The organism is Isoptericola sp. NPDC055881, from assembly GCF_053615895.1.
Genome location: NZ_JBSHCR010000002.1, coordinates 62,643 through 87,766, shown reverse-complemented (window position 1 = coordinate 87,766; position 25,124 = coordinate 62,643). Strand labels below are relative to the sequence as shown.

26 protein-coding genes are annotated in these 25,124 nt (G+C 71.5%); 11 read left to right on the top strand and 15 right to left on the bottom strand.

Features of this window, described 5'->3' with window-relative positions:
• Nucleotides 1–58 precede the first annotated feature (58 nt).
• Complete coding sequence (locus ACWGKI_RS01175; RefSeq protein WP_452184002.1) at nucleotides 59–1,453, top strand: MGH1-like glycoside hydrolase domain-containing protein; 1,395 nt, start codon at nucleotides 59–61, stop codon at nucleotides 1,451–1,453.
• Nucleotides 1,454–1,493: 40 nt separating this feature from the next.
• Here ACWGKI_RS01175 and ACWGKI_RS01170 read toward each other — a convergent pair whose 3' ends face one another.
• From ACWGKI_RS01170 to ACWGKI_RS01130, 9 genes are all read right to left on the bottom strand, one after another.
• Nucleotides 1,494–2,996, bottom strand: a complete 1,503-nt coding sequence (locus tag ACWGKI_RS01170; RefSeq protein WP_452184000.1) for a hypothetical protein — start codon at nucleotides 2,994–2,996, stop codon at nucleotides 1,494–1,496.
• 98 nt (nucleotides 2,997–3,094) lie between these two features.
• Nucleotides 3,095–4,498 (bottom strand): hypothetical protein, encoded by a 1,404-nt coding sequence (locus ACWGKI_RS01165; protein ID WP_452183998.1) that lies wholly within the window; start codon nucleotides 4,496–4,498, stop codon nucleotides 3,095–3,097.
• A 91-nt stretch (nucleotides 4,499–4,589) separates the two neighbouring features.
• Nucleotides 4,590–5,669 (bottom strand): ABC transporter ATP-binding protein, encoded by a 1,080-nt coding sequence (locus ACWGKI_RS01160; RefSeq protein WP_452183996.1) that lies wholly within the window; start codon nucleotides 5,667–5,669, stop codon nucleotides 4,590–4,592.
• The gene (locus ACWGKI_RS01155; protein ID WP_380240243.1) at nucleotides 5,650–6,741 is read right to left on the bottom strand and encodes an ABC transporter ATP-binding protein; all 1,092 of its coding nucleotides are present in this window, start codon (nucleotides 6,739–6,741) and stop codon (nucleotides 5,650–5,652) included. Before ACWGKI_RS01155 ends, ACWGKI_RS01160 begins: the two co-directional genes overlap by 20 nt.
• On the bottom strand, nucleotides 6,716–7,960 hold the full coding sequence (locus tag ACWGKI_RS01150; RefSeq protein ID WP_380240245.1) for an ABC transporter permease: 1,245 nt from the start codon (nucleotides 7,958–7,960) through the stop codon (nucleotides 6,716–6,718). Before ACWGKI_RS01150 ends, ACWGKI_RS01155 begins: the two co-directional genes overlap by 26 nt.
• Nucleotides 7,957–8,958 (bottom strand): ABC transporter permease, encoded by a 1,002-nt coding sequence (locus tag ACWGKI_RS01145; protein WP_380240247.1) that lies wholly within the window; start codon nucleotides 8,956–8,958, stop codon nucleotides 7,957–7,959. Before ACWGKI_RS01145 ends, ACWGKI_RS01150 begins: the two co-directional genes overlap by 4 nt.
• A 64-nt stretch (nucleotides 8,959–9,022) precedes the next feature.
• Nucleotides 9,023–10,996: an ABC transporter substrate-binding protein gene (locus ACWGKI_RS01140; RefSeq protein ID WP_380240249.1), complete on the bottom strand. Its 1,974-nt coding sequence runs from the start codon at nucleotides 10,994–10,996 to the stop codon at nucleotides 9,023–9,025.
• A gap of 78 nt (nucleotides 10,997–11,074) precedes the next feature.
• A complete protein-coding gene (locus ACWGKI_RS01135) occupies nucleotides 11,075–12,856 on the bottom strand; it encodes a GH32 C-terminal domain-containing protein (RefSeq protein WP_452183993.1) in 1,782 nt (593 codons plus the stop codon).
• Nucleotides 12,857–12,899: 43 nt separating this feature from the next.
• Nucleotides 12,900–13,574 carry a nucleoside/nucleotide kinase family protein gene (locus ACWGKI_RS01130; RefSeq protein ID WP_452183991.1) on the bottom strand — a complete coding sequence of 225 codons (675 nt, stop codon included), beginning with the start codon at nucleotides 13,572–13,574 and terminating at the stop codon, nucleotides 12,900–12,902.
• Nucleotides 13,575–13,705: 131 nt separating this feature from the next.
• On the opposite strand from ACWGKI_RS01130, the gene ACWGKI_RS01125 reads away from it, so the two are divergent.
• The gene (locus ACWGKI_RS01125) at nucleotides 13,706–14,773 is read left to right on the top strand and encodes a LacI family DNA-binding transcriptional regulator (protein WP_452183989.1); all 1,068 of its coding nucleotides are present in this window, start codon (nucleotides 13,706–13,708) and stop codon (nucleotides 14,771–14,773) included.
• Between the two features lie 24 nt (nucleotides 14,774–14,797).
• Here the strand turns inward: ACWGKI_RS01125 and ACWGKI_RS01120 are convergent, their stop codons facing one another.
• From ACWGKI_RS01120 to ACWGKI_RS01110, 3 genes are all read right to left on the bottom strand, one after another.
• On the bottom strand, nucleotides 14,798–15,283 hold the full coding sequence (locus tag ACWGKI_RS01120) for a pyridoxamine 5'-phosphate oxidase family protein (RefSeq protein ID WP_452183987.1): 486 nt from the start codon (nucleotides 15,281–15,283) through the stop codon (nucleotides 14,798–14,800).
• Between the two features lie 93 nt (nucleotides 15,284–15,376).
• On the bottom strand, nucleotides 15,377–16,258 hold the full coding sequence (locus tag ACWGKI_RS01115; RefSeq protein ID WP_452183985.1) for a PhzF family phenazine biosynthesis protein: 882 nt from the start codon (nucleotides 16,256–16,258) through the stop codon (nucleotides 15,377–15,379).
• Nucleotides 16,259–16,340: 82 nt separating this feature from the next.
• Entirely contained in the window at nucleotides 16,341–17,093 is a 753-nt protein-coding gene (locus ACWGKI_RS01110; protein WP_452183983.1) for a DeoR/GlpR family DNA-binding transcription regulator, read from the bottom strand.
• A 51-nt stretch (nucleotides 17,094–17,144) separates the two neighbouring features.
• Between ACWGKI_RS01110 and ACWGKI_RS01105 the strand changes: the two genes are divergently transcribed.
• The 9 genes from ACWGKI_RS01105 (at nucleotide 17,145) to ACWGKI_RS01065 (ending at nucleotide 22,271) form a co-directional block, all read left to right on the top strand.
• Nucleotides 17,145–17,522 carry a DUF4406 domain-containing protein gene (locus ACWGKI_RS01105; protein WP_452183981.1) on the top strand — a complete coding sequence of 126 codons (378 nt, stop codon included), beginning with the start codon at nucleotides 17,145–17,147 and terminating at the stop codon, nucleotides 17,520–17,522.
• Nucleotides 17,519–18,214, top strand: coding sequence for an NUDIX domain-containing protein (locus tag ACWGKI_RS01100; RefSeq protein WP_452183979.1), 696 nt, complete (start codon nucleotides 17,519–17,521; stop codon nucleotides 18,212–18,214). The genes ACWGKI_RS01105 and ACWGKI_RS01100 overlap by 4 nt, the downstream gene beginning before the upstream one ends.
• Nucleotides 18,193–18,339, top strand: a complete 147-nt coding sequence (locus tag ACWGKI_RS01095; protein ID WP_452183977.1) for a hypothetical protein — start codon at nucleotides 18,193–18,195, stop codon at nucleotides 18,337–18,339. The genes ACWGKI_RS01100 and ACWGKI_RS01095 overlap by 22 nt, the downstream gene beginning before the upstream one ends.
• Nucleotides 18,340–18,341: 2 nt before the next feature.
• Nucleotides 18,342–19,205, top strand: a complete 864-nt coding sequence (locus ACWGKI_RS01090) for a CPBP family intramembrane glutamic endopeptidase (protein ID WP_452183975.1) — start codon at nucleotides 18,342–18,344, stop codon at nucleotides 19,203–19,205.
• Nucleotides 19,206–19,272: 67 nt separating this feature from the next.
• Nucleotides 19,273–20,313, top strand: a complete 1,041-nt coding sequence (locus tag ACWGKI_RS01085) for an NAD(P)-dependent alcohol dehydrogenase (RefSeq protein WP_452183973.1) — start codon at nucleotides 19,273–19,275, stop codon at nucleotides 20,311–20,313.
• A 342-nt stretch (nucleotides 20,314–20,655) separates the two neighbouring features.
• Nucleotides 20,656–21,120, top strand: coding sequence for a hypothetical protein (locus tag ACWGKI_RS01080; RefSeq protein WP_452183971.1), 465 nt, complete (start codon nucleotides 20,656–20,658; stop codon nucleotides 21,118–21,120).
• Nucleotides 21,121–21,195: 75 nt separating this feature from the next.
• Nucleotides 21,196–21,405, top strand: a complete 210-nt coding sequence (locus ACWGKI_RS01075; RefSeq protein WP_452183969.1) for a hypothetical protein — start codon at nucleotides 21,196–21,198, stop codon at nucleotides 21,403–21,405.
• A 17-nt stretch (nucleotides 21,406–21,422) separates the two neighbouring features.
• A complete protein-coding gene (locus tag ACWGKI_RS01070) occupies nucleotides 21,423–21,650 on the top strand; it encodes a hypothetical protein (RefSeq protein ID WP_452183967.1) in 228 nt (75 codons plus the stop codon).
• Between the two features lie 249 nt (nucleotides 21,651–21,899).
• Nucleotides 21,900–22,271, top strand: coding sequence for a hypothetical protein (locus ACWGKI_RS01065; protein WP_452183965.1), 372 nt, complete (start codon nucleotides 21,900–21,902; stop codon nucleotides 22,269–22,271).
• Nucleotides 22,272–22,303: 32 nt separating this feature from the next.
• On the opposite strand, the gene ACWGKI_RS01060 is transcribed toward ACWGKI_RS01065, so the two are convergent.
• From ACWGKI_RS01060 to ACWGKI_RS01050, 3 genes are read right to left on the bottom strand one after another with little or no spacing between them, the layout of a single operon-like run.
• Nucleotides 22,304–23,089: an SCO1664 family protein gene (locus tag ACWGKI_RS01060; RefSeq protein ID WP_452183963.1), complete on the bottom strand. Its 786-nt coding sequence runs from the start codon at nucleotides 23,087–23,089 to the stop codon at nucleotides 22,304–22,306.
• A 31-nt stretch (nucleotides 23,090–23,120) separates the two neighbouring features.
• Nucleotides 23,121–23,684: a DUF3090 domain-containing protein gene (locus tag ACWGKI_RS01055; RefSeq protein ID WP_452183961.1), complete on the bottom strand. Its 564-nt coding sequence runs from the start codon at nucleotides 23,682–23,684 to the stop codon at nucleotides 23,121–23,123.
• 9 nt (nucleotides 23,685–23,693) lie between these two features.
• Nucleotides 23,694–24,398, bottom strand: a complete 705-nt coding sequence (locus ACWGKI_RS01050; RefSeq protein WP_452183959.1) for a histidine phosphatase family protein — start codon at nucleotides 24,396–24,398, stop codon at nucleotides 23,694–23,696.
• Nucleotides 24,399–25,124 lie beyond the last annotated feature (726 nt).

Genomic DNA, 25,124 nt, shown 5'->3' with positions numbered 1-25,124 from the left:
CGGCGCGCGCGTGGCGAGGAGTGTCGACGTCGACTGACAGCGGTGCCAGGATCGCCCGATGACCACCACCGTCGGTGCCTCGTCCATGCCCTGGCTGTCCGAGCTCTACGCGCTCGCGCAGGACACGCTCGCCCGCAACGTCGTCCACGACGACGCCGGCCCGTTCATCCGTGCGGGGGGCGGCTACCCCGAGCCGTGGACCCGCGACGCCGCGCTCAACTGCTGGGGCGCGGCGAGCCTGCTGCGCCCGCAGGACGCGCGCGCCACCCTGCTGCGGGTGTGCGAGCGGACCGCGGACGGACGCCTGGTGGTCGCGCAGGACGACCAGTGGTGGGACCAGGTCGTCTGGGTCCTCGCCGCCGCCGACCACGCGTGGGCCGCGGACGACCCCGAGTTCCTCGAGGTCGTCTGGGAGGTCGGCACGGCGTCGCTCGACATCCTGCACCGCGAGCGGTTCCGTCCCCGCTGGGGGCTGTATGCAGGGCCAGGCCTCATGCAGGACGGGATCTCCGGCCTGCCCGTGGGGCCCGCCACGGCGGACGAGCTCAGCTCCTTCGTGCTCGACTACCCGGACGCGCACGAGATCATGACGCTCTCGACCAACGTCGTGTACGTGCTGGCCCTGCGCCGCCTCGTCGCGGTCGCCGACCGGCTCGGCCACCACGGGTCGGGGCTCGACGCTCGCGCCGACGCCCTGGCAGCCGCGATCGAGGAGCACCTGCGCGACGGGGACACCTACGGCTACTTCCTGCACGGCTCCGGTCCGCGGGCGGGCACGCTCGACCACCACCGCGAGGCCGCGGGCCTCGCGCTCGTCGTCGTCGGCGGTCTGGTACCCCCGGAGCGTGTCCCGGCGGTGCTCGCGTCCGTCGGTCGTGGGCCCGCGGGCGTGGTCAACGTCGCCGGCCACTTCGAGCGGTACGACGACGCGCGCCCCGGCCGCCACAACGCGATGTGCTGGCCGATGGTCATGGGCCTGGCGGGCCTGGCGTCGGCGACGGCGGGTGACCGCGCGGGCGTCGTGCAATGCCTCGAGGACTTCCGCGCGGCGGTGCGGGCGAGCGGCGGGCGCTTCGACGAGGTGTACGACCCGTCGACCGGCGCCCCGCACGGCGGCTGGCAGTGCGGCCGCGTCTGGCCGAGCGAGCCCGACCAGACCTGGTCCGCGACGTCGCTGCTGCGGCTCGTGCACCTGGGCGTCGTCGGGCTGGAGCCGTCCGCGGAGGGGCTGCGCCTCGCCCCGCTCCCCCTCACGGCGGGCGAGACCGTCGAGCTGCGGGGGCTGCCGTACGGCGCGGCCACCCTCGACATCACGCTGCGCGGAGGCGAGCCGGGCGACGGGCTCCCCGTGGTGCTCGTCGACGGCGCCGACGTCTCCGCGCACGGTGTGCACTTCCCGGCCGGCGCCGTGGGCACGCACCGTGTCGACGTGGTCGTGAGCGAGCGCCGATGACGTCCACGAGCGGGGGGACCACGGCGAGACTCTGAACTGCTCAGACGTCCTCGAGCCGGACGTCCGCGCCCCACGGCTGCTCCCACCGGTAGGTCCGCTGCTCCGTACCGACGCGCCAGCGGCGCGGGGTCGGGGTGCTCTGCCAGTCGAGCGGCTCGACGCCCTGGTCCACGCCGCCGTCGGCGACGAGTGCCGCCGCCCTGGCGAGGTCGGCCGCGACCTGGGCGTCCAGGGTCGTCGGGTCGACCGACACGAACGTCGCCGTCCCGGCCGCCGCGACAAGCTCGAGGAACTGCCGGTTCTGCGTCCACGGGGTCTGCGGGGTCGACGGGACGCAGTCGGCGTCGACGGCGAAGAACCGGCCGTGCTGGGCGAGGCGGAAGGCGAGCGAGTTCACCCCCATGCGGCGGGTGCGCTCCCACTGACGACCTGACGTGTCGTCGCCCACCCGGTGGACGTGCTCGAGCCCGGCGGCCAGGTGGCCGACCGTGTTGCACCCGATGACGGTCGCTCCGCCCGCGGCGTCGCGGACGGTCCTGTAGAGGTCGACGAGGATCTCGGCAGTCGTCCGGCTCGTGTCGGCGAACCGCCATCGGGTCGCGCCGACCTCGACGTCGGAGCGCGCGTGGAACCGCCCGAACACGTCGAAGGTGGAGAAGTCGTGCTTGACGAGCTCGTACCCCCACTCGCCGAACCGCCGGACGCTCTGCGCCACGAGGGCCAGCGTCTCGGGCCGGCTCGGGTCGAGGGGCCATTCGTCTCCGAGCCGCTCGGTGCGGCTGCCCGCCACCGGCTCGCGCGAGAGCAGGGGGCGGAACCAGAGGCCAGGGCGGCAGCCCGCGTCTCGGATGGAGTCGGCCACGGACGCCATGTCGGAGAAGGTGCGCCAGCCGTGGTCCCAAGGGCCCCCGGGAGCGGTGCCGCCCTCGCTCCACCCGGCGTCGATCACGCAGAACGGTGACCCGTCGGGGGCGGCCATCGCGCCGCGGACGACGTCGGCGTCCCGGAGGATCGCGGACGCGTCGAACCCGACGCCGTAGGCGTAGTACCAGTTGTTGCTGCCGAAGACGGGAACGGACGGCAGGAGCGGGTCGGAGCAGAGCGCCGCGCACAGCCCCTGCAGCGCGACGAACGGCGAGCCGTCCGCCCCGTCCTGCCCCGCATCCTCACCTTCCACCGCGACGACGGTCGCCAGGTCCAGCCGACGGCCGGCGAGCCGCACCGGCTCGCTGCCCGAGCGGACGTCGAGCCACAGGGTCGTCCCTGTCAGGTCGACGGTCCAGCTGCAGAACGCGGCGGGCCGGACCCGGACACCGGCACCGCGCACGCCGCCGTCCGGCGTGGTGGCGAGCCAGTACCACGGGAGCACGCGCTCGGGCCGCGGCGGCTCCCACCGAAGGTCACCGTAGGCTCGCTCCCAGGCGTCGCCGAGCACGAGCGAGCCCTCCGGCAGCGGCCGGTCCCAGCGCAGCGCGACACGACTCAGGGCGGCCGCCCCTTCCACGCTGACGTCGAGACCGGCTGGCCCATGGACCGCGCGCACCAGCGCACCACCGCACTCCCAACCGTCGCCGCTGGGGCGTCCACGGCGCGGCTCCGGCTCGTCCCCGGGCCATGCGAAGACCGCGTCCGGCGGAGGTGTCAGCTCCACGACGCACCAAGGCGTCGCACGGTCAGGGTCGACAGCACGGCGTCTCCCCCGTCGGCGCGCAGCCGCAGCTCGGCGGTCCGCTCCGGGTCCTCCAGCGCCCTGTTCACGGCGACGTAGTGCCGTCCACCAGCCGCGAAGACGGCGACCTGGTCGCGGTCGACGAGGACGCGCACGACCGCGGCGTCCGCAGCCTGCCCTGCGGCGGGGAGCGGGTGCCCGTCGAGGCCGTGCTCCTCCAGGTCGTAGGCCGTGATCGTCTCGGCGCACCCGCCCGGGACGACGGCCTCCAGGATCAGCTGGCGTGCGCTCGAGCGCGCGCGGTCGACCGCGACCTCGACGTCCAGCCCGTCGGTGTCGCGCGCGGACGGGTCCGCGCCGATGCGCAGCCCGGCCGCCGTCACGGCGACGTCCTGCTCGGTCCGCACCTCGCGGTGCAGGAGGGCGATCTCGGCGACCGGTTCGCTGTGCACGTGCACACCGTCGGCGGAGCTGAGCAGGCGTTGCTCGACGGGGAAGGACAGGTTCCCCGTCCAGGTCGGTCCACGGTTGCGACCCTGCCAGGCCACTGAGACGACACGCCCGTCCGGAGCGTCCGAGAAGGTCTGGGCAGCGTAGTAGTCGGAGCCTGCACCGCCGGGGTGGCGTGTGACGTGCTGCGGCCGGTCCCCCGCGGGGACGAACTCCAGCCCGTCGAAGTCGCCGACGAGGTAGCCACCGCTCGCGGAGACCAGCACGTGGCGCAGCTCGCCGGGATCGCCGTCCAGCGCCATGACGGAGACGTCGGGGCACTCGAACATCCAGTCGGCGGCGAACCGGCTCAGGAACGTCCACTCCCGCAGGTCGGGCGAGCCGAAGAAGTTCACGCCGTTGCCGTCGTCGTCGGACCAGACGACCATGACCCACTTCCCGGAAGGTTCGTGCCGGAACACCTTGGGGTCGCGGCTCTCACGCCCGGGCGGTGTGGCGAGCACCCTCCCGTCGTCGAGCGGCTCGAACGTGTCACCGCCGTCCAGGCTGACCATGGCACGCACGCCCTGCGTGCCGGTGAAGACGACGATCGGGTCGTGCTGCGCCGTCGCGAGGCCGGAGGTGTTCGTCACGTCGACGACGCCTCCGCCCGAGAACAACGCCCCCGGGTGTACGTCAGGGTGCAGCGCGATCGGCTGCTGCGTCCAGTGCACGAGGTCGGGGCTGGTGGCATGTCCCCAGTGCATCGTGTCCCACTCGAGGGAGTGCGGGTTGTGCTGGAAGTACAGGTGGTACGTGCCGCGGTAGTACACCAGGCCGTTGGGATCGTTCATCCAGCCCGCCTGGGGGCTGAAGTGGAAGCGGCCGCGGCGCGGTTCACGGTGGTCCGTCGCCGGGTAGGGAAACAGCTCCGTCGTGGCGGTCATCGGGGTGGGCGGTCCTCTCGGGAAGGCAGTGCAGACGAGGTGTTGCGGGCACCGGGCGACCGGTTCCACAAGGTCACGGTGGAGAGGGCCGTCACACGGCCCCCGTCCCTTGCAGCGCCAGCTCGTCCGCGCGGTGGCACGCCACCGCGTGCCCCGACGCGAGCACGCGCAGCTCAGGTACCTGCACGGCGCAGTCCGGCACGGCATAGCGGCACCGCGGATGGAAGACGCACCCGCTCGGCAGGGCCGCTGCGTTCGCGGGCTCGCCCGACAGCACGATCCGCTCTCGCGACTGGTGCGGCTCGGGCACGGGCATCGCCGACAGCAGCGCCTCGGTGTACGGGTGCGCGGGGCGGCCGAAGAGCGCATCGGTGTCCGCGAGCTCGACGATCCGCCCGGCGTACATCACGGCCACGCGGTGCGCCAGGAACTCGACGACAGCGAGGTCGTGCGCGATGAACAGGTACGACAGTCCGAGATCACCCTGCAGGTCCTTGAGCAGGTTGAGGATCTGCGCCTGCACGGAGACGTCGAGGGCGGACACCGCCTCGTCCGCGACGACGAAACGCGGGTCGCAGACCAGCGAGCGCGCGATGCCGATGCGCTGGCGCTGTCCGCCGCTGAACGCGTGCGGGTAGCGGTGGAGATGGCGTGCCGACAGGCCCACCCGCTCCAGGACGTCCACCACGCGGTCCCGACGTTCGTCGGGTGCCCCGACCCTGTTCTGCACCAGAGGCTCGCGAACCGCCTCGAGCACGGTCATCCGGGGGTCGAGGGACGAGTACGGGTCCTGGAAGATCATGTGGAAGTCCCGACGTCGCTCCCGCAGCGCCCGGCCCCTCATGCGGGCGAGGTCCACGTCGCCGTCGTCGGTGCGCAGCAGGATCTCCCCCGACGACGGGTCGATCGCCCGGACGACGGCGCGGCCCAGCGTCGTCTTGCCGGAGCCCGACTCCCCCACCAGGGCGAGCGTCTCGCCCCGGCCGAGGTCGAAGCTCACGTCGTCGACGGCGCGCAGGCTGCCCCGCGTGCGGCGCAGCAGGCCGGACGTGACGGGGAACTCCTTGCGGAGCGACCGGACGGCCAGGACCCGGTCGTCGGGGGTGGCGGCTGGCGCCGTGACCGGGGCTGCGAACGGGGCTGTCGTCGGCTCAGACATCGGACCAGGCATGGTCGGGCTCCTCCGCGTCGCTGACCTGGAAACACCTCACGTGATGACCCGGCTCGACCTCGTCCAGGCCGGGGACGACCGTGTCGCAGCGGCCCTCGATGGCGACCGCGCACCGGGACGCGAACCCACAGCGACGACCGAGGCCGACGGGAGTGGGCACCGAGCCCTCGATCGTCTCGAGCCGCTCGACCCGTCGGTCGGTGCGCGGCACCGCGGCGAGCAGCTTGCGCGTGTACGGGTGCCGCGGGTCGTCGAACACCTGCTCGGTCGTGCCGCTCTCGACCACCCGGCCGAGGTACATGACGTAGAGCCGGTCCGCGTGCTCCGCGATGACCCCCATGTTGTGGGAGATGAGGATCATCGCGGTGCCCCGCTCGTCCTGCAGCGAGTCGAGCAGCTCGAGGATCTGCGCCTGGATCGTGACGTCCAGCGCCGTGGTGGGCTCGTCCGCGACGATGAGGGACGGCGAGCACGCGAGCGCCATGGCGATCATGGCGCGCTGGCGCATCCCGCCCGACATCTGGTGCGGGTACTCCCCGAACCGCTGGCGCGGGTTGGAGATGCCGACCCGGGTCAGGAGGTCGACGACCCGTTCCTTCGCCTCAGCCTTCGACACGTCCTCGTGCACGCGGATCGCCTCGACGATCTGGCGGCCGATGGTGTGCACGGGCGAGAAGCTCGTCATCGGCTCCTGGAACACCATGGACACCTCGGCGCCGCGGGTGCGGCGCAGCACCGGAGAGTCGGGCTCGACGGCGAGGAGGTCGACGGTCTCGCCGTCCGGGGGGCTCAGCAGCACGCGCCCGCCCACGATCTCGCCCGGCGACCGGACGAGCCGCATCAGCGACTGCGCCATGATGCTCTTGCCGCACCCGGACTCGCCGATGACGCCGATCGTCTCGCCGGCGTGCACCTCGAGGGAGACGCCGTCGACGGCCTTGACGACGCCCTCCTCGGTGAAGAAGTACGTCCGCAGGTCGTCCACCCGCATCCGCGGGTCGTCCGGCCGTTCGGTGGTGGTGGTCCCGGCCGCACCGGGACGCGGGTCAGTTCTGGTAGGGGTCAGCCGCATCTCTCAGCCCGTCTCCGACGAAGTTGAACAGGATCACCGCGATCACGAGCACGACCGCCGGTGCGAGGAGCCACGGGTAGTTCGACACGACCGTGACGTCCTGGGCCCCTTGCAGCAGGGACCCCCAGGACACGTCCGGTGCCGAGATCCCGAGGCCGAGGAAGCTGAGCGTGGTCTCGCCGAGGATCATCCCGGGGATCGCGATGGTGATGTGCACGATGAGGTAGCTGGTGAGTGCCGGCAGCATGTGCCGGCCGATGATGCCGGGGGTCCGCATCGCCGACACCCGCGCCGCGGTGACGTAGTCCTCCTCGCGGAGCGCGATGATCCGCCCCCGCACGACCCGCGCGAGCCCGGTCCAGCCGACCAGGGACAGGATGAGCGTGATCGCGAGGTAGGTCTGGACGCCGGACCAGGTCTGCGGCACCGCCGCCGACAGCGCCATCCACAGCGGGATGAGGGGGATGCTGATGATCAGGTCGATGAAACGTTGAGCCACCGCGTCGACGCGACCACCGAGGTAGCCGGACAGCCCACCGATGAGCAGGCCCAGCACGAAGCTCACGATCACGCCGCCGAAGCCGACGAGCAGGGAGATCCGTGAGCCCACCATGATCCGGGAGAACGAGTCGCGGCCGAGGTGGTCCGCCCCGGTGAGGAACACCGGCTGGTCGTCGGTGGTGCCGAACAGGTGGATGTCCGTGGAGATCAGGCCGAGCACCTCGTACTCGTCGCCGCGCACGAACAGACCGAGCGGGTGGCGCTCGGACGTGTCGACGACAGTCCGGTAGGTGAACGTGTCCTGGTCGATCTCCGTGCTCGACGAGTACACGAACGGCAGGTGCCAGCCGCCGTCCTCGTCGACGACATGGATCTGGCTGGGCGCCGCGTACTTCTGGTCCTCGAAGCCGTGGAGCTTGTCGTAGGGCGCGACGAACTCCGCGAAGATCGCGCAGAGGTACATCGCGACAAGCAGGTAGAGGCTGAGGTGCGCGAGCCGGTGGTGACGGAATCGGCGCAGGACCAGGGTCCGCTGCGACGCCTCGTAGAGGTCCGCTCGCGCGTCGGCGCGGGCGCTGCGGGCGGTGCGGTGCCGCCGCAGGAGGGCCGCGCCGCGCCGTGCGGTGTACCCGTCGCCCCCGTCGGGCGGCGCGGACGCCGCCCGACGGCGTCCATCTGCCCGGACGTCGTCGTCGCGGGCGGTCTCGAGGTCAGTCATGCGGCCTGGCTCCTCTCGTATCGGATGCGTGGGTCGGCGACGGCCAGCGCCACGTCGGAGATGACCGTGCCGATGATCGTGAGCGCACTCAGGAGCAGCACGATCGCTCCGGTGAGGTACATGTCCTGCGACTGGATGGACTCGAGCAGGACCGGGCCGGTGGTCGGCAGGTTGAGCACCTTCGAGACCACGATCTCGCCGCCGACGGTGGCGGGAAGCATCCAGCCGATGGTGCTGAGCAGCGGGTTCATCGCGAGCCGCAGCGGATAGCGGCGCAGCACCTGTCCTTCGGTGAGGCCCTTGGCCCGGGCGGTGGAGACGTACTGCTTGCCGAGCTCGTCGAGCAGCGATGCGCGCAGCACGCGGACGATGCCGCCGATTCCCGCGATGGTGAGCACCAGGAGCGGCAGCCAGACGTTGCGCAGCAGGTCCAGCAGCCTGTCGACCGACCAGGGTGCCTCGCGGTACGCCGGTGAGAACAGTCCTGTGATGAGGAACCCGGTCTGGTCGTAGACCAGCAGCATCAGCACCAGCGCGATGAGGAAGCCCGGCACGGCGAGCCCGACGAAGCTCAGGAACGTCACGACATAGTCGCCCACCGAGTACTTGCGCACGGCCGAGTAGATGCCGACGGGGACGGCGATCGCCCAGGTCAGCGCAATGGACACCAGCGAGATGAGCATCGTCCGCGGCACCCGCTCGGCGAGGATCTCCGAGACCGGCTGGTTGTAGGCGAAGGACATCCCGAAGTCCCAGTGGAACAGGATGTTCTTCATCCACACGAGGTACTGGACGAGCATCGGCTGGTCGAGGCCGTACTGGGCGCGCAGCGCGGCGAGCTGGTCGGCGTTGACGGAGCCACCCTCGCTCGCGAGGTTGCGCGCGTACGTGTCGACGTAGTCACCAGGCGGGAGCTGGATGATCACGAACGACAGGAACGAGATCAGCACCAGCATCGGGAGCATGAGCAGCAGGCGCCGCCCGACGTACCTCAGCACGGGACGCACCTCCTGGCGGGTGCCGGGGCGGCCGTCGGCCGGAGCGGCGGGGAGACGGTGGACGTCATCGTTCGAACCAGATCCCTTCCAGGTTGAGGATGGTGTCGAGCTCGAAGGGGGCACCGGCGGCGGGCAGGTTGACGATCCCGTTCTTCGCCACGTTCGGCTTGACCCGCCGCCCTGTCGTCGGGATGAAGGCGTAGTGACCGGTGAGCCACCCCATGAGACGCTCGTAGGCTTCCTTGCCCTCGGGGGACGCCGGCGGGTGCTCGGTGCGCCGGCTCGCGATGTCGTAGAACTCCTGGATGTACGGCGGCGGCTTGCGGCCCTGGTCCCCCTTCGACTGCACGTACGCCCAGGTCTCGGGCGACCAGGCGCCCTTCTCGTTGGGCATGTAGTCGTTGGAGATTCCCGTGGACCACCCAGCGCCGTCGTTCCAGTGGATGGAGGCCATCACCGCGTTGTCCGACACGAGCTGGCCGAAGAGGCCGTCGTCGACCCCCTTGATGGTGACGCGCAGGCCCACGTCCTCGAGCTGGGAGCGCACCAGCTCCGCGACGGGCGCGAAGTCCAGTGCGATGGTGGGGAACGTGATCGCGAAGGTGAACGACGAGCCGTCGGGCCCGAGACGGAACCCCTTGCGGTCCAGCTTGTCCATGCCGAGCTGATCGAGGATCTCCCGCGCCTTGTCGGGGTCGTGCTCGGCGCTGTTGAGCATGGGCTCTCCGTGCAGGCCGAAGTAGACGGACTCGTTGATCGCGGCCGGGTCGATCGCGAGCGACAGCGCCCGTCCGAACCGCGCCCTCGGGTCGGCCACGAGCTGTTGCCACGGGTCGTCGGGCGTGTCGTGGCGGAAGTCGTGGTTCAGGAAGAGCAGGGGCGGGAAGTTGAACGAGTGCGTGAGGAACACGCGGGTGTCGGCATGCTCGCTGCTCTGCGTGTACACGGCCATGTTGTTGAGGGTCACGTTGTCCCCCGCGGCGACGGTCACCTGCCCGTCCATGACGGCCCGCAGCAGGGCGTCGTCGTCGACCACGATGTAGTTGACGACCGAGTCCGCATAGGGAAGCTGCTGGCCGCTCGAGTCGACGTGCCAGAAGTACGGGTTGCGCTCGAAGACGCGACTCGTCTCCTTGACCTCGGTGAGCACCCACGCGTTGAGGACCGGCAGGCCGAGCGCGTCGGCCTCGCCGGCGGACCACGACGGCAGGTTCTTCATCGTCATGAGCTCCCCCCACGACGACGCGCCCGCGGCGTCGAGCTCCTCTTGGAGCTCTTCGGGATCCGCGTAGTCACCGTGGAAACGCTTGAGGTGGTGCGACGCGACGAAGAGCATGCTCACCGTCGGGATCCAGCTGTGCAGGGCGGCGACGAACTGGCCGTAGGGCGCCTCGAACGCGAGCTCGAACCGCAGGTCGTCGAGAACGCGCAGCTCGGCGGGAGCCAGCCGCGTGTCCCGCTGGGTGTACAGGTCGGTCGGGAACGGGGTGTTCGAGTCCGGGTGACGGTAGAGGTCCTCGAACAGGAACCGCACGTCCTCGGTCGTGACCGGAGTGCCGTCCGACCAGCGCAGGCCCTTGCGGAGCGTGAAGGCGAACGTCCGCATGTCGTCGGAGACGTCGAACCGGCTCACCACGTTGGGCATCGCCTGGTCGGTCGTCTGGCTCGGCGAGCGCAGGATCGTGCTGCCCGTGGCGAGGTTGAGGTTGCCGGTCGGGGACGTCGGGGTGTTGCGGATCGTGCCGCCGTAGCGGCCGTCGCGCCACTCCCCGTACCGGGGCTGCAGCAGGGTGCCGCTGCCGACGACGAAGCACTCCTCGGGGAGCCGTTCGTCGATCGGCGGCAGCTCGCCCGCCTCGACCCGGGCCCGCAGGAAGGGCGGCTCGACGAACCCTCGGGGCGTCTTGTCGTCGGGATCGTACGTCGGGAGGTCCTGAGGGATCTCCGACGAGAGGCTGCAGCCCGCGAGCGGCAGCATGATCGCGGCGAGCGAGCCGAGGGTGAACTGCCGCCTGGTGATCTGCGGCGTGCGATGCATGTCCTTCCCACCTCCATCGGTGCGAACGAGTGATTCCGGGGCGGCGGCAGTGCCGCACCGGTCATGCGGGTGGTGCGGTCAGGGCCAGATCGGGTCGAGCTCGGCGACCTGGGCGGACGCGACGACGACGGCCGCGTCCCTGGCGGTGGCGCGCAGCGTCGGCTGCCCGGCGAACCCGTAAACGGTCAGCGACGCCTCGCCGTCGTTCGCGAACACCTCGACGGACGCGACGTCCAGGAGCACGTCGAGCCGGCGCAGCGGCGTGAGCGTGGGCTGCTCGGCGCCGTCGACGACGATGCGGTCGCGCTCCACGACGAGCCGCCGTCCGGCCAGGTCGAGGTCGAGCCGGCCGCCGGCCGGCACGTCGACGTCGGCCCGCAGGCGCAGCGCGCCCGTGCCGAACGACGCCGACCAGGTCTCCCCCGGCGCCAGCGTGCGCGGCCCGTCGTCGAGCCCGTGCTCGTGGTGCCGGCGCCCGTGGTGGCGGCGTTCGAGGGCGGCGAGCTCCGGCACGGGCGTGCGGTGCAGGCGCAGGCCGTGGTCCGTGCGGCGCAGGGTGAGGTCGCAGGGCACGCTCACCTGCTGGTTGAACGGCATGCGCGGGAACACGCTGCCGCGCATCCACGCGGCCTGGACCCTGCGCGGGACGCCGTCGCTCGTGGCGTCCCAGCTCTGCGTCGCGTAGAAGCTGGGGCTGCCGTCGACGACGAGCTCGTCGGTCTCGGGCGCGAAGGACGTCCCGTCGAACGACCCGACCGAGTAGTGGCCGTCGCCGCGGACGAGCACCCACCGGGTCTCGTCGGTGCCCTCGACGGGGAGCTCGAAGAAGTCCGGGCACTCGAAGCCCTCGCCCAGGTCCCCCACGGGCTCCCACCGCAGCAGGTCGTGGGAGACGAGCAGCTCGTAGCGCTGCTCGGCGTACAGGACCATGCACCATCGGTCGCGACGGCTGTCCCGGAACACCATGGGGTCGCGCTCGCCGCGCAGCATGATCGGGTTGCCGGCCCACGCCGTCCAGGTGCGCCCGCGGTCGAGGCTGTACGAGACGCCCTGGGTGAGGTTGTCGGCCCCGGACCAGAAGGCGACCATCGGCGCCGGGCCGTCGGGGGTCCCGAGCCCGGAGGTGTTGTCGACGTCGACCACGCACGTGCCGGACTGCACTCCCGCGCCGAGGTCCTCCTCGAAGAACGCCGGGGGCAGCTCCGTCCAGTGCACGAGGTCCGGGCTCACGGCGTGGATCCAGCACTTGTTCCAGCGCTGCGCGAACAGGTGGTACTCGCCGTCCATGACGACGAGGCCGTTGAGGTCGTTGAGCCAGCCCTCCTGGCGCTCGACCGGGTCCGGGCGGTCCATCGTCCACTGCCGGGCCGTGAAGTGGTACGCGGGGCGCAGGGCCTCGCGGTAGAGCTGGGCCGGAGCCGCGCCCGTCGGGCGGTCGGTGAGCTCCACGTCGCCGGCGGCGACCCACCCCTGCGCGCCCGACTCGTCGCGCAGCACGAGCCGCACCTCGCGGCCGAGCCACGGCCCGAGGTCGAACGTCGCCCGCCGCGGGTGGTGCGTGCCGCGCCCGGTGTCGGAGCGCACGACCTCGTCGCCGACGACGACGTCGAGGCAGGTGTGCCGCTCGAAGTCGGTTCCGGCGATCGAGTAGGCGAGGTAGCGCCGCGACACCAGCAGCGGACGCGACCGCACGACACCGCGGCTCCCGGCGTCCTTGCGGGCGCTGGTGACGGTGCTCCCGTCGAGCTCGAACGGGCTGTCGAGCGGGCCCCAGACGACGGCGCCCGGGGTCACGTCGGTCTGGGTGCCGGCCGTGCTCGGGGCGGCCTGCGCGGGCGGGCGCGGGGCGGTGGTGGTCATGCGGTGCCTTCCGTGGAGGGTCTCGGGTGGCCGGCGGGCCGGGTCAGGCCTGCGCGCCGGCACGGTCGGTGGTGAGGACGTACGTCGCGCGGGCGACGCCGGGGCCGACGAGCCGGGCGTTGGCCTCGTCGCTCTCGGTGACGAACGTGGCCACGTCCTGCGGGCTGCGCCCCAGGCCCTGGTGCCGGTCGACCAAGCGGCGTCGTCGCTCGGCGTCGTCGCAGCCGACCCACCACACCGCGTCCAGCTCGGACGCGATGTCCTGCCAGCCGCCGTCGTCGTGCAGCAGGTAGTTCCCCTCGGTGATCACGAGGTCGACGTCCGGCGCCACCGGGACCGCGCCGGCCAGGCCGGCGTCGAGCTCGCGGGCGAACGACGGCGCGTAGACGACGGGGCGGCCCGGGGTCCGCAGCCGGCGCAGCAGCGCCACGTACCCGGCGACGTCGAACGTGTCCGGCGCGCCCTTGCGGCCGCGACGGCCGAGGGCGTCGAGCACCGGGTTCGCCAGGTGGAAGCCGTCCATGGGCACGACGACGGCGCGCAGCCCCTCGTCGGCGGCCCGGCGCGCCAGGGCGTCGGCGACGGTGCTCTTGCCCGCTCCGGGCGGGCCGGCGAGGCCGAGGACCGGCGTGCGGTCGGCCCGGCGCAGGGCGCGCAGCCGCGCTCCCACGTTGTCCGGCAGGGCGACGGTCGTCCCGTCCAGCACCCTCGAGGTCATCACTCCGGCCACTCCTTCGTGTTCCTGGTCAATACGTTTTGACCAGCGCCGCGGACGAGTGAAGCACAGCCCTCTCCCGAGGGTCAATACGTATAGCGCAATTCGTATTGATCGGCCCGTACACTGCTCGCATGCGAGATCAGGCGGTAGATCGGGACAGCGGCGCGACGGCACGCACCGGACGGCCCCGCATGGTCGACGTCGCCCGCCTCGCGGGGGTCTCCCAGGCCACCGTCTCGTTCGTCCTCAACGACCGGGCGGACATCCCCGTCGCCGCGGCCACGCGGCAGCGCATCCTGGACGCCGCCGAGCAGCTCGGCTACCGCCTCAACCGTGCGGCGCAGGAGCTCAAGCTCGCCCGGTCCACCACGGTCGGCGTCGTCTCCTACGGCATCGCCTCGCACCCGTTCGCCGGGCGCACCCTCCTCGGGATCCAGAACGCGGCCCGCGCGCGGGGGTACGTCTGCATGGTCGTCGACGTCGGCGACGAGCCCGACCACGGTGCCGACGCCGACGCCGTCGCGAGCCTCCTCGACCGCGTCGTCGCAGGTCTCATCTTCGCGTCGCCCGGAACTCTCGCGGTTCAGACACCGACCCTCGACGCGGGGGTTCGCACCGCCTTCTCGAGCTGCTGGCCCGTCGACCCCGCGGGCGCGGGGGACGTGCGCGCCGTCATCCTCCCCGACGAACGTCAGGGCGGGAATGCCGCCGCCGCCGCGGTCTTTGACGCCGGCCATCGCGACGTGCTGTTCCTCGGCGGCACACCGCGCGAATGGGCGACTGTCGAGCGGGAGCGTGGACTCGACGACGCCGCCCGCGCAGCCGGGATCGATCCTGCGTCCATCCCCCGCGTCTACGGCGACTACTCCGCACGAAGCGGCTATCGCCTGGCAGCGGAAGCCTTCGACCGCCGCAGATACACCGCCGTGGTGTGCGGCAACGACCTGATGGCGCTCGGCGCGCTGCTCCTGCTGCACGAGCGCGGCCTCCGCATCCCGGACGACGTGAGCCTGGTCGGCTACGACGACCAGGAGGCCCTCGCCGCGGAGCTCCACCCGCCGCTCACGACCGTCGCGCTGCCGCACTACGAGATGGGCGCGCTCGCCCTCGACGCCCTCCTCGACGACGAGCCCCTCGGGCGCCTCGCCGTGACCTGCCCGCCCGTCGAGCGCGCGTCCGTCGCGACACCTCGAGCGTGAGGTCCGGCGAGTGCCAGCGCCCTATCAGGCGGTGCGCTCGGCGAGCTCCTGCAGGAACTTCGGGACCCGCCCGGCGCCGAAGTCGTAGTACCGGGCCCAGCGAGGCCGGATGGCGATGCGCGCCATCCGGTCGTAGAGGTCGCGGCAGCTGCGTTCGAACTGCTTGTACTCCTCGCCGGACATGCCCTTGCGGGCCGCCGCCAAGTACTCCTCGACCACGCCGTCGACGATGCGGACGTCCACCTGCCCGCGCACAGACAGGGACCGCGCACCGGTCGCCCCGTCGCTGGCGTCGAGGGTGAGGGCGACGTCCGGCCGGGCGGTCAGCGCGGCGACCTTGGGCGCGGTCGCCGCCGTCGAGACGACGAACTCGTCGCCGGTCCAGAAGAAGCCGACCGGCACCACGCGCGGCGTGCCGTCCTGCGCCACGTACGCGAGATGGGCGGCGGACGACGCGGTGAGCAGCTCCCCCGCCGCTGCGAGCTCGGCGTCGATCTCGTGCTGATCCATCGGGCGATCCTCCCATCGGGCCGCGCCGTCCGCCGCCCTCCGGTCCGGGGACGGATCCGCGCGCGCGATCTCGACATCGTCCGACATGGCTCCTCAGGCCGGCGCCGCGTCGAGCGACCCGCGGGCCACCATGCTGACGGCGCCACCCACGCGGACGTTGTGCAGCGCGTCCGCGCGTCCCTGGGGCAGGACGGTGAGGCTGCTCGGTCGGCCGGCGAAACGGCCCTGCCGCAGGAGGAACTCCGTGTCGGTGGGCACGACGCCGTGCCGGGCCAGGTAGGCGCCGACGCAGCCGGCCGCGCTGCCGGTCGCGACGTCCTCCAGGACGCCGTCGTTGTTCCAGTGCCGACCCTCGACCGCCTCGACGTCGAGCACGTACGCGAACTGTGCGCCGTACCGGCCGACCAGCTCCGCGAAGTCGTCGCGGACGATGCGCGCCTCCGCCAGGCCGGCGACCACCGGCACGACCAGGTAGCGCAGCCCGGTCGAGACCACCTGTATCGGCAGGTCGGCGAGCACTGCGACGGGCAGGTTCAGCGCGGCCGCGACCTCGGGCCTGTCGTCGTCCGGCACGGTCGCGAGGAGCTCCGGCGGGCCCTGGTCCAGCTCGGCGTGGTACCCGGTGGCGGTGGGCCGGGTGGCGACCTCGACGGTCCGCCGGGGCAGCCGCATCGTCCAGCGCCGAGGGCCGGTGGCGCCGGCCCGCTCGTGGAGCACGCAGCCGGCGCCGAGGACCGGGTGCCCGGCGAAGTCGAGCTCCTCGGCCAGGTCGAACACTCGGGCCCGGACCTCCGTGCTGCCGTCTTCGCGAGCCTCGCCGTCGGTCACGAAGATCGTCTCGAAGTGGCGCAGCTCCTGGGTGATCGCGAGCATCTGCGCGGTGGTGAGGTCGGGTGCGTCCACGAAGACGGCGAGGCTGTTGCCGGTGTAGGCGCGCTCGGCGAATACGTCGACGTGGCGGTAGTGCAGGGCCATGGGGCTCCTCCGGACGAGGGCGGACGGGTCGGGTCGGGTCAGACGTAGCCGGGTCAGGGGTCGGGTCAGACGTCGAGCCGGGTCAGGCGGGGACGACGCGGACCCGCTCGGCGAGGCGGCGCATGACGTCGGCACCGGGGTCGGCGTCGGTGACGACGCCGGCGACGTCGTCGAGCTCGACCACGCGGTAGGGCGACGCGGCGCCGACCTTCTCGGACGAACCCAGCACGTACGTCTCGGCGGCACGGCCGGCGAGGACGCGCTTCATGGCCGCCTCGTCGCCGTCGCCCGTGGTCAGCCCGGCGTCGGGGTGGATGCCGGTGACCCCGAGGAAGAACAGGTCCGCCGCGATCTTCTGCGCGGCCTCGACCGTGGCGGCACCGCTCGCCACCGCGGAGTGCTTGAAGAGCCTGCCGCCGAGGATGAACACCTCGACGCCGGGGTGCTCGACCAGGGCGGCGGCGACTGTCGGGCTGTGCGTGACGACGGTGCACCACAGGGTCGGCGGCAGGGCGGACGCCACCGCGAGCGCCGTCGTCCCGCCGTCGAGGATGACGGTGCTGCCCGGGTCGATCAGCCGCACCGCAGCGGCGGCGACGCTCTGCTTCCCGGCCACCGCGACCTGCTGACGACCGCCGTAGTCCGCCATCGCCGGCGACACCGGGAGCGCTCCGCCGTAGACGCGCTGGCACAGCCCTTCCGCGGCGAGCTCGCGCAGGTCGCGGCGGATGCTGTCCTCGGAGAGCCCGAGCTCGGCGGCGGCGATCTTCGCCACGATCTTGCCGTCGCGCCGCAGGGTCTCCAGGAGGTGGTCGCGCCTCTCGGAAGCGAGCATGCTGTTTCTCGTTTCTTCGTAGTTCTGCATGTTTGTGCCTAGTCTAGGGCCATGACTCGACCACTGCTCATCCTCATCGCCGGCCCCTACCGCTCCGGCACCGGCGGCGACCCTGCTGCGATGGAGGCCAACCTGCGACGCCTCGAGGAGGCCGCCTGGCCGATCTTCGCGGCCGGGCACGTCCCCATGATCGGCGAGTGGGTGGCGCTGCCCGTCCTGCACTCGGCCGGCGCCACGATCGACGACGACCTGGCGGCCGACGTCCTCTATCCGACCGCGCAGCGGCTCCTGCAGCACTGCGACGCCGTGCTGCGTCTGCCCGGCGAGTCGACCGGAGCCGACCAGGACGTCGCGATCGCCACGAGCCGCGGCCTGCCGGTGTACTACGACGTCGCCGACGTGCCGCGGCTGGCGGAGCTCGGACGATGAGCGGGCGGCACGGGTTCGGGCAGGGCGGGGGCGGGCAGCACGGGGTTGGACAGCCCGGCATCGACGTCCCCGACCACCGGGGCCGGACGGGCCTCGACCAGGCGGGCCGGGACCTGCGGCGCAACCCCGACGTCGTCGTGCGCGACGTCGAGCTCACCTCCCGCGGGTGGCACGTGCTGCGCCGCACGACGCTCGACTACCGCCGGCGCGACGGACGCTGGGACACGCTGGAGCGCGAGACCTACGACCGTGGCGACGGGGCCACCATCCTGCTGCACGACGACGCGCGCTCCACCGTGCTGCTCACGCGCCAGTTCCGCTACCCCGCCTACGTCAACGACCACCCGGACGGGATGCTCCTGGAGACGGCGGCGGGTCTCCTGGACGGCGACGACCCGGAGACCGCGATCCGGCGGGAGGTCGCCGAGGAGCTGGGCGTCACGGTCGGGCCCGTCACGCACGTCTTCACCGCTTACATGAGCCCCGGGTCCGTGACCGAGAAGGTGCACTTCTACGCGGCGTCGTACAGCCAGCGCGACCGCACCGGGCCCGGCGGGGGCGTCGCGGCCGAGGGCGAGGACATCGAGGTCGTCGAGCTCACCCTCGACGAGGCGATGGCGATGCTCGGCGACGGGCGCATCGTCGACGGCAAGACCATCATGCTGCTCCAGTGGTGGGCGCTGCGGCGCTGACCTTCCCCCTGTCCGGCGTCCACCGCGCGCGCCGCACCGGGCGCTCGTACGCTCGCCCCGTCGGCGACGAACGCGCGTCCGACCGGTCGACGACGTCGGCCGCGCGACGCGACGAGGAGTGGTGACCGTGGCCGACCACGCGGGCTCGATCGAGCGGACGACGACGCCGTCCGGCTGGCAGCGGTTCTGGGACCGCGGGGGCTGGTGGCGCGCGCTCGGCTTCGCCGTCCTGTACCTCGCCGTGTACCTGGGGGTGGGCTGGCTCGTCGGCCGGCTCGGCCAAGGCCCCACCGACGACGACGACCTCCTGTCCTCGCCCGGGACGGTGTTCTTCGGCCTCGCCCTGCCCATCCTCGTCATGGGGCTGCTGCTGGTCGCGTTCATCGCGTCCATGGGGTGGCGGCGGGAGGTGTTCGGCCGTCAGCCCGTCCCGGGGCGCCGCTGGATGTTGCTCGCCGTCGTGCTCGTGCTCGTGCCGGTGGTGCTGCACGTCGCGGCCACGGACTGGGCGTCCTACGACGTCACGGTCGTGCTGACCGTGCTGTTCCTCGGGCTGTGCGTCGGGTTCGCCGAGGAGGTGCTGACCCGCGGCGTCGCCGTCGTCATGCTGCGGCGCGCGGGCTACGGGGAGCGGGCCGTGATGGTGCTGTCCTCGGTGCTGTTCGCCCTCCTGCACGCAAGCAACCTCGCCTCCGGGCAGAGCCTGGCCACCGTCGGCGTCACGGTCGTCTACACGTTCGGCTTCGGCACGATGATGTACCTGTCGATGCGAGCGACCGGCAGCATCGTGCCCGCGATCCTCCTGCACGCCGCGACAGACCCCATGACGTTCCTCGCCACCGGCGGCGTCGACACGCAGGGCCCGGCCGCGGGCGCCGACTCGCTCAACGCGCTGGCCGGCTCCTTCAACCTCGTGTTCGTCGTCGTCGCCGTCGTGGCGATCTTCCTCGTCTCCGGCCGCGCACGGGACCGCTCCCCCGAGGTGTCCTGACAGAACCTCCCTGTGCAGGGCGGACACGACGTACGGTGGACGCCGCACCACCGACGAAGGAGAACACTTGCGCACCGTCAACGCCTACGCCGCCCCGTCCGCGACCGACCCGCTGGTCCCCACGACCATCGAGCGTCGCGACGTCGGGCCGAAGGACGTCCTGATCGCCATCCGCTACGCGGGGATCTGCCACTCCGACATCCACACCGTGCGCGGCGACTGGGGCCCGATCACCTACCCCCAGGTGGTGGGGCACGAGATCGTCGGCGAGGTCGTCGAGGTCGGCCCCGCCGTCACCAAGCACGCCGTCGGCGACCGCGTCGGCGTCGGCTGCATGGTCAACTCCTGCCGCGAGTGCGAGAACTGCCGCGCCGGCATGGAGAACTACTGCCTCCAGGGCAACACCGGCACGTACGCCAGCACCGACCGGGACGGCACCATCACCCAGGGCGGCTACTCCACGCACGTCGTCGTCGACGAGGACTTCGTGCTCCGCGTCCCCGAGGCGCTCGACTACGCCGCGGCCGCGCCGCTGCTGTGCGCCGGCATCACCACCTACTCCCCCCTCGCGCACTGGAACGCCGGCCCCGGCAAGCGGGTCGCCGTCGTCGGCATGGGCGGCCTGGGCCACATGGCCGTGAAGATCGCCGCCGCGATGGGCGCCGAGGTCACCGTGCTCTCCCGCACGCTCGCGAAGAAGGACGACGGCCTCGCCTTCGGCGCCACCGACTACTACGCGACCGACGACGACGCCACGTTCGAGACCCTCGCCAACCGGTTCGACCTCATCGTCAACACCGTCAGCGCCCCGCTCGACCTCAACCTCTACCTGCGGCTGCTGCGCCTCGACGGCACCATGGTCAACGTCGGCGCCCCGCCGGAGCCCCTGCCCATCCAGGTGTTCTCGCTGTTCAACAACCGCAGGTCGTTCGCCGGCTCCAGCATCGGCTCCATCGCCGAGACGCAGGAGATGCTCGACTTCTGCGCCGAGCACGGCATCGCGCCCGAGACCGAGCTCATCAGCGCCGAGCAGATCAACGACGCCTACGAGCGCGTGCTGTCCAGCGACGTGCGCTACCGGTTCGTCATCGACACCGCGACGCTGTAACGGCTGAGCTGGCCCCCGGGCAACCAGCAGCGACGACCCCGTCCCGTCTTCCGACGGGGCGGGGTCGTCGTTTCGGCACGATTTAAATCGTCCACTATTGAATCATCTCGTTCGACGTTGCGCTAACGCTATCGCCGTGCGTCACTATTCGCGCACCATCAGCGAAAGGAAGCGCACGTGATACACCGAACCACAAGCAAGCGCAATGTGATTGCAGGAATCGCAACGCTCGCCCTCTGCGGACTTGTCGCACCACCCGCGGCCAGTGCCGCGACAGCCGATAGCGGCCTGGGCGATAAGGAACGTGGGGGCCTCACATCGGCAGAGTGGGAGGCGGTGCTGGTGGACGAGCTCGACGCGCCAACCCCTGACGCGAGCGATGAGGAGGCGGCAGCTGTCGAGGTAGCGCCCCCACTCGGTGAGGAGTTCTCCGACCCGCTCGCCCCGGTGGCGACGGTGGACCTTACCGCCGCCGAGTCCTCCGATGTGGCGTCCTCGCTCATCGTTTCCCTGGATGCTCTGGAGCCCCGGGATCGCGAGGAGGCCGCGGAGGAGATTGCAGACCTTGTCGACGCGGATCTTGAGGACGTCGCGGTCATCCCTGCCGTGGCGGCAAATCTGGAGCAGGCGGTCACCGAAGGCATGCCAGGGCTCCCGACGGACGAGCAGGTGGCCGCGATGCGTGACGATGTCGCCTCCCGTGGCGTGCGCCGTGCAGCCACGAACAAGACACTGAAGTGCAGGCAGACGAAGTCTTTCTGGGACGCAAACATGACGGTCACGTTCCAGAACAACTGCCCCAAGTAAAAGAACGTCGTCTGGGGGCTGAGGATTCAACCGACGCTTCAGCGCCAGATCGTTGGCAATGTGAATGAGCGTGGCATGAAGTGGTGGCTGAACGGCAAGCGGCAGGGCATGAACGCTCCGCACAAGAATGTGCCCAAGTCGTACCTCTTCCACGGCTCGTTCAAGCCAGTGAAGGTACCCTCGACGGTCAAGTCCTCCGACCTCATCACGTTCAAGGTTCGGTGCAAAGGAAGGATTCTGCCCGGCGCGTTGACCGTCACGACGACGTTCTACCCTCGTAGGTGACAAGAGGAGGAGGACGCATGGGATCCGAGCGCTTCCGCGGTGTGGTCATCGCGTGGGACGAGGAAGAGGGCGTCGGGGCGGTGCGCCTCGCTGACGGCCGGGAGGTCTGGGCGCTGTTCGCGGCGATCGATGCACCGGACGGAGCCTTCCGTGAGTTGGTGCCGGGCGAGGATGTCACGCTCACGGTTTCCGAGGTGGCGCACGGCGCCTACTCCTGGCAGGCGGACTGGATCAGACGCCGCTGAGCTCTCGCATCCCGCCTGATCAGCGCGTACACCTGCACTCGCGACGTCTTATCCGTCCAGGCTCACCGCATCGGTGCCGCCAGCCCCAGGCAGACGCTCAGGGCGGGTCCGAACCCGACCGTCAGACCACGACCCGACGAGCCTAGAATGTTCCGGTTCAAGCCGTAACAGGAGTCCTTCACGGACCTGCCATTGCCAGAATTGGGCGAGCATGGTCACCCGTCGGAGCTGCCAGAAGGAGGCGTGCGCATGGACGCGCCACAGGGGCTGTTGGCCGGGGTGGGAGCCCTGGGCGAAGCGTTCCTCCTCGCATTCTTGATACGAGGCTTCGCGATGTGGGTCGTCGCTCGGATCCGGCTCACCGATGTCGTCGGATATGTCACCGCAGCGTGCGGAGTTCTCGTCGTCGTCACCTATGTCTTCGACACATACCAGAGTGACCTGCTGTCCGGGACCCTCGTGGCGCTGGGCGTGGCAGGGGGCCTCTGGTGGACGATCCAGTCCAAGCGGGCCAGGGAACGCGACCCGGACCATGTCCTGCTCGGTATGTACATCATCCGTAGGCAACAACCTTCAGGAACTCGGAACTGGCTCTCTTTCAGCGACTCGCCAAGCTCCTGACGGATGCGGGTACGAGCACTCGTCTCCGTCGCTCAGAAGAGCGGCCAGGGCACGGCTGGCATGTCGCCCTCGGGCGACGGGAAGACGGCGGTGCGCAGCAGCCGGTCGCACCGCTCGGCCAGGGCGGCGACCTCGGCGTCGTCGAGGAGTGCGGCGAGGCGGCCACCGAGGCCGCCGTCGTCGTGCTCCTCGAGGCTCGCGCGGACCCGTCGGACGCCGTCGAGCTCGTCGACCTGGAGCGGCTGGCCGACCCAGCCCCACAGCACCGTGCGGAGCTTCGGCTCGACGTGGAACGTCACGCCGTGGTCGACCCCGAGGCGTCGGCCGTCGCTCAGCGGCAGCACGTGGCCGCCCTTGCGGTCGGCGTTGTTCACCAGCGCGTCGAACACCGCCATGCGGCGCAGCGACGTCGAGTCCTCGTGCACGAGGCAGACCGGCTCGTCGTCGGCGCCGCTGCCCTCCAGCACCACGCGCCAACCGTCGCGCCGTGCGGCGTGGGACGGGACGACGTCGACGGGGTCCTGGTCGGGGTCCTGGTCCTGCCAGAGCTGGACCATGCCCGGGCCGAGCGGCCCGTCGCGCAGCCAGGTCCGGGGCACGACGCCCCAGCCGAGGGCCTCGGAGACGAGGTAGGCCGCGACCTCGCGACCCGCCAGCGTCCCGTCCGGGAAGTCCCACAGCGGCTTCTCGCCGGTCACGGGCTTGTAGACGACGGTGGTGGTGCCGATCCGGCCGACGTACGTCGCGTTCGATGCCGTCTGAATGCGGCCCACGACCTCAAGGTCGCCCGTGTGGAGGTCGACCTGCTGGTCGGTCACGGCGCGACCGTCGGGCTGCTGCGCCGTGCTGTCACGCGTCGGCTTCCGGGGCGCACTCGTGGCCCTCGTCCATCGGCATGCCGCAGTCCGAGCAGGTCGGGCGGCCCGACGCGACGACGCGGCGGGCGCGTTCGGCGAACGCCCGGGCGGTGCCGACGGGGATCCGCACCACCAGCATCTCGCTGGGCTCGGACTCGGCCTCGGCTGCGACGTCGAGCGCGTCGTCGTCGCTGCCGGGAAGGTCCTCCTCGACGGGGAAGGCCTCGATCACCATCTGCGCGGTCCTCGGGTCCCAGCCCAGGCGCATCGAGCCGGTCCGGAACTCTTCCTCGACGGGCTGGTCCAGCGGCGCGTCGTCGAGGAGCTCGGCGGGGGCTTCGGCGGGGATGGAGAGCTTGTCGTCCGCCGTCACCAGCTCGTCGAGCATCCGGTCGATCATCTCCGCGAGCACGGCCGACTGCTCCTTCTCCATGGCGATGCTCGCGGTCCGCTTGCCCGCGCGGGCCTGGAGGTAGAACGTGCGCTCACCTGGACGGCCGACCGTCCCGATCACGACCCGGTCGGGCCAGTCGAACTCGTGCACCACAGTGGTCATGCCACCACTCTAGGAGGCGCCCGCGCCGGCCCCGCCGCCGACGGGCGCGTCACCCGCAGGTGCGGCGCCGCGCAGCCAGGACAGGTCGCCGGAGTCGGTGTTCATGGCCACGACCTCGGGCCGGTGTGGCCCGTACCGCACGATCGAGACGGACCCCGGGCCCACCGCGATGCGCTGGAAGAGGTCGAGGTGCATGCCCAGCGCGTCCGCGAGCACGGACTTGATGATGTCGCCGTGCGCGACCGCCGCCCAGACCGCACCCTCGCCGTGCTGCTCGCCGACGGCGGCGTCGTGGCGGCGGACCGCCGCCACCGACCGCGACTGCATCGCTGCGAGCGACTCCCCGCCCGGGAACGTCACCGCCGACGGCTGCGACTGGACCTGCGACCACAACGGCTCTTTCGCCAGGTCGCTCAGCGCCCGGCCCTGCCACTGCCCGTAGTCGCACTCGCTGATGCCGCGCTCGACGAGCGTGGGCGGTGCGCCGCCGTCAGTTCGCTGCTGGTGCTCGACGACCGCACGCGCCGTCTGCCGGCACCGCTCCAGCGGGCTCGTGACCACCGCGGCGAGGGGCACGTCCGCCAGCCGCGCCGCAGTGCGCGCCGCTTGCTCGCGACCGACAGCGTCGAGCCGCACTCCTGCTGTGCGGCCTGCGAGCAAGCCCTGCGCGTTCGCAGTCGTGCGGCCATGGCGGACGAGCAGGACCGTAGGCATGCTCCGGAGCCTAGACCTCAGTGCTTGGGCTGCTCGTTCGCGCCCGTCCCCGGAGGTCGGTCAGACGGTCGAGACTGCTCCGGAACAACCCGTCGGACAGAAGTTGACCATTCAGTTCAGGTGAACGCGCTCACTGAAATGGCGGGTCTTCTGCGCATGTTTCAAACGGCCGTTCAACTCGCGTGCAAGTTGAACTGTGCAAGACCATCCGCCTGCAGACGAGCCGTACCTGGCGGAGCATGTCGGAGGGAGGATCAGCGCACCACATCGGAGCAGCGGTCGGTCGGCGGTCCTGACGATGCTTGCCTGGTGCCAGGGCGCTATGAAGCCCGGAGCTTCGGATCCTCGAACGCATGCCAGGCCATGGGCGCAGGGTAGGCCACCACGCTACGGCGGCCGACGCGCTCGAGGCGGCTGCGGGAAGGGCAGGTCGTACTGGTTGCTCGTGCTCCGATTGAGGGTCAGCCCGGCGGCGTCTGCCCGGGCAATGCGGGCCGACGAGACACAGTCAGGGAGGGCCGAGGCGTCCCGGATCCCCAGCGATCCAGAGCTGGTCGGGAAACATCGATGCGGTCCGGTCGTGCGTGGCTCTGTAGCCCAACGCGGCAATGCTGTGTGGACGAGAACCAGATCCAGACTTTGGACGTACGCGTACGCGAGCACTTCGTCCTTTGGCCGTAGCGAGGCTGAAACACACGCCGAGCCAGGCGCTATTGTGCACGAGCG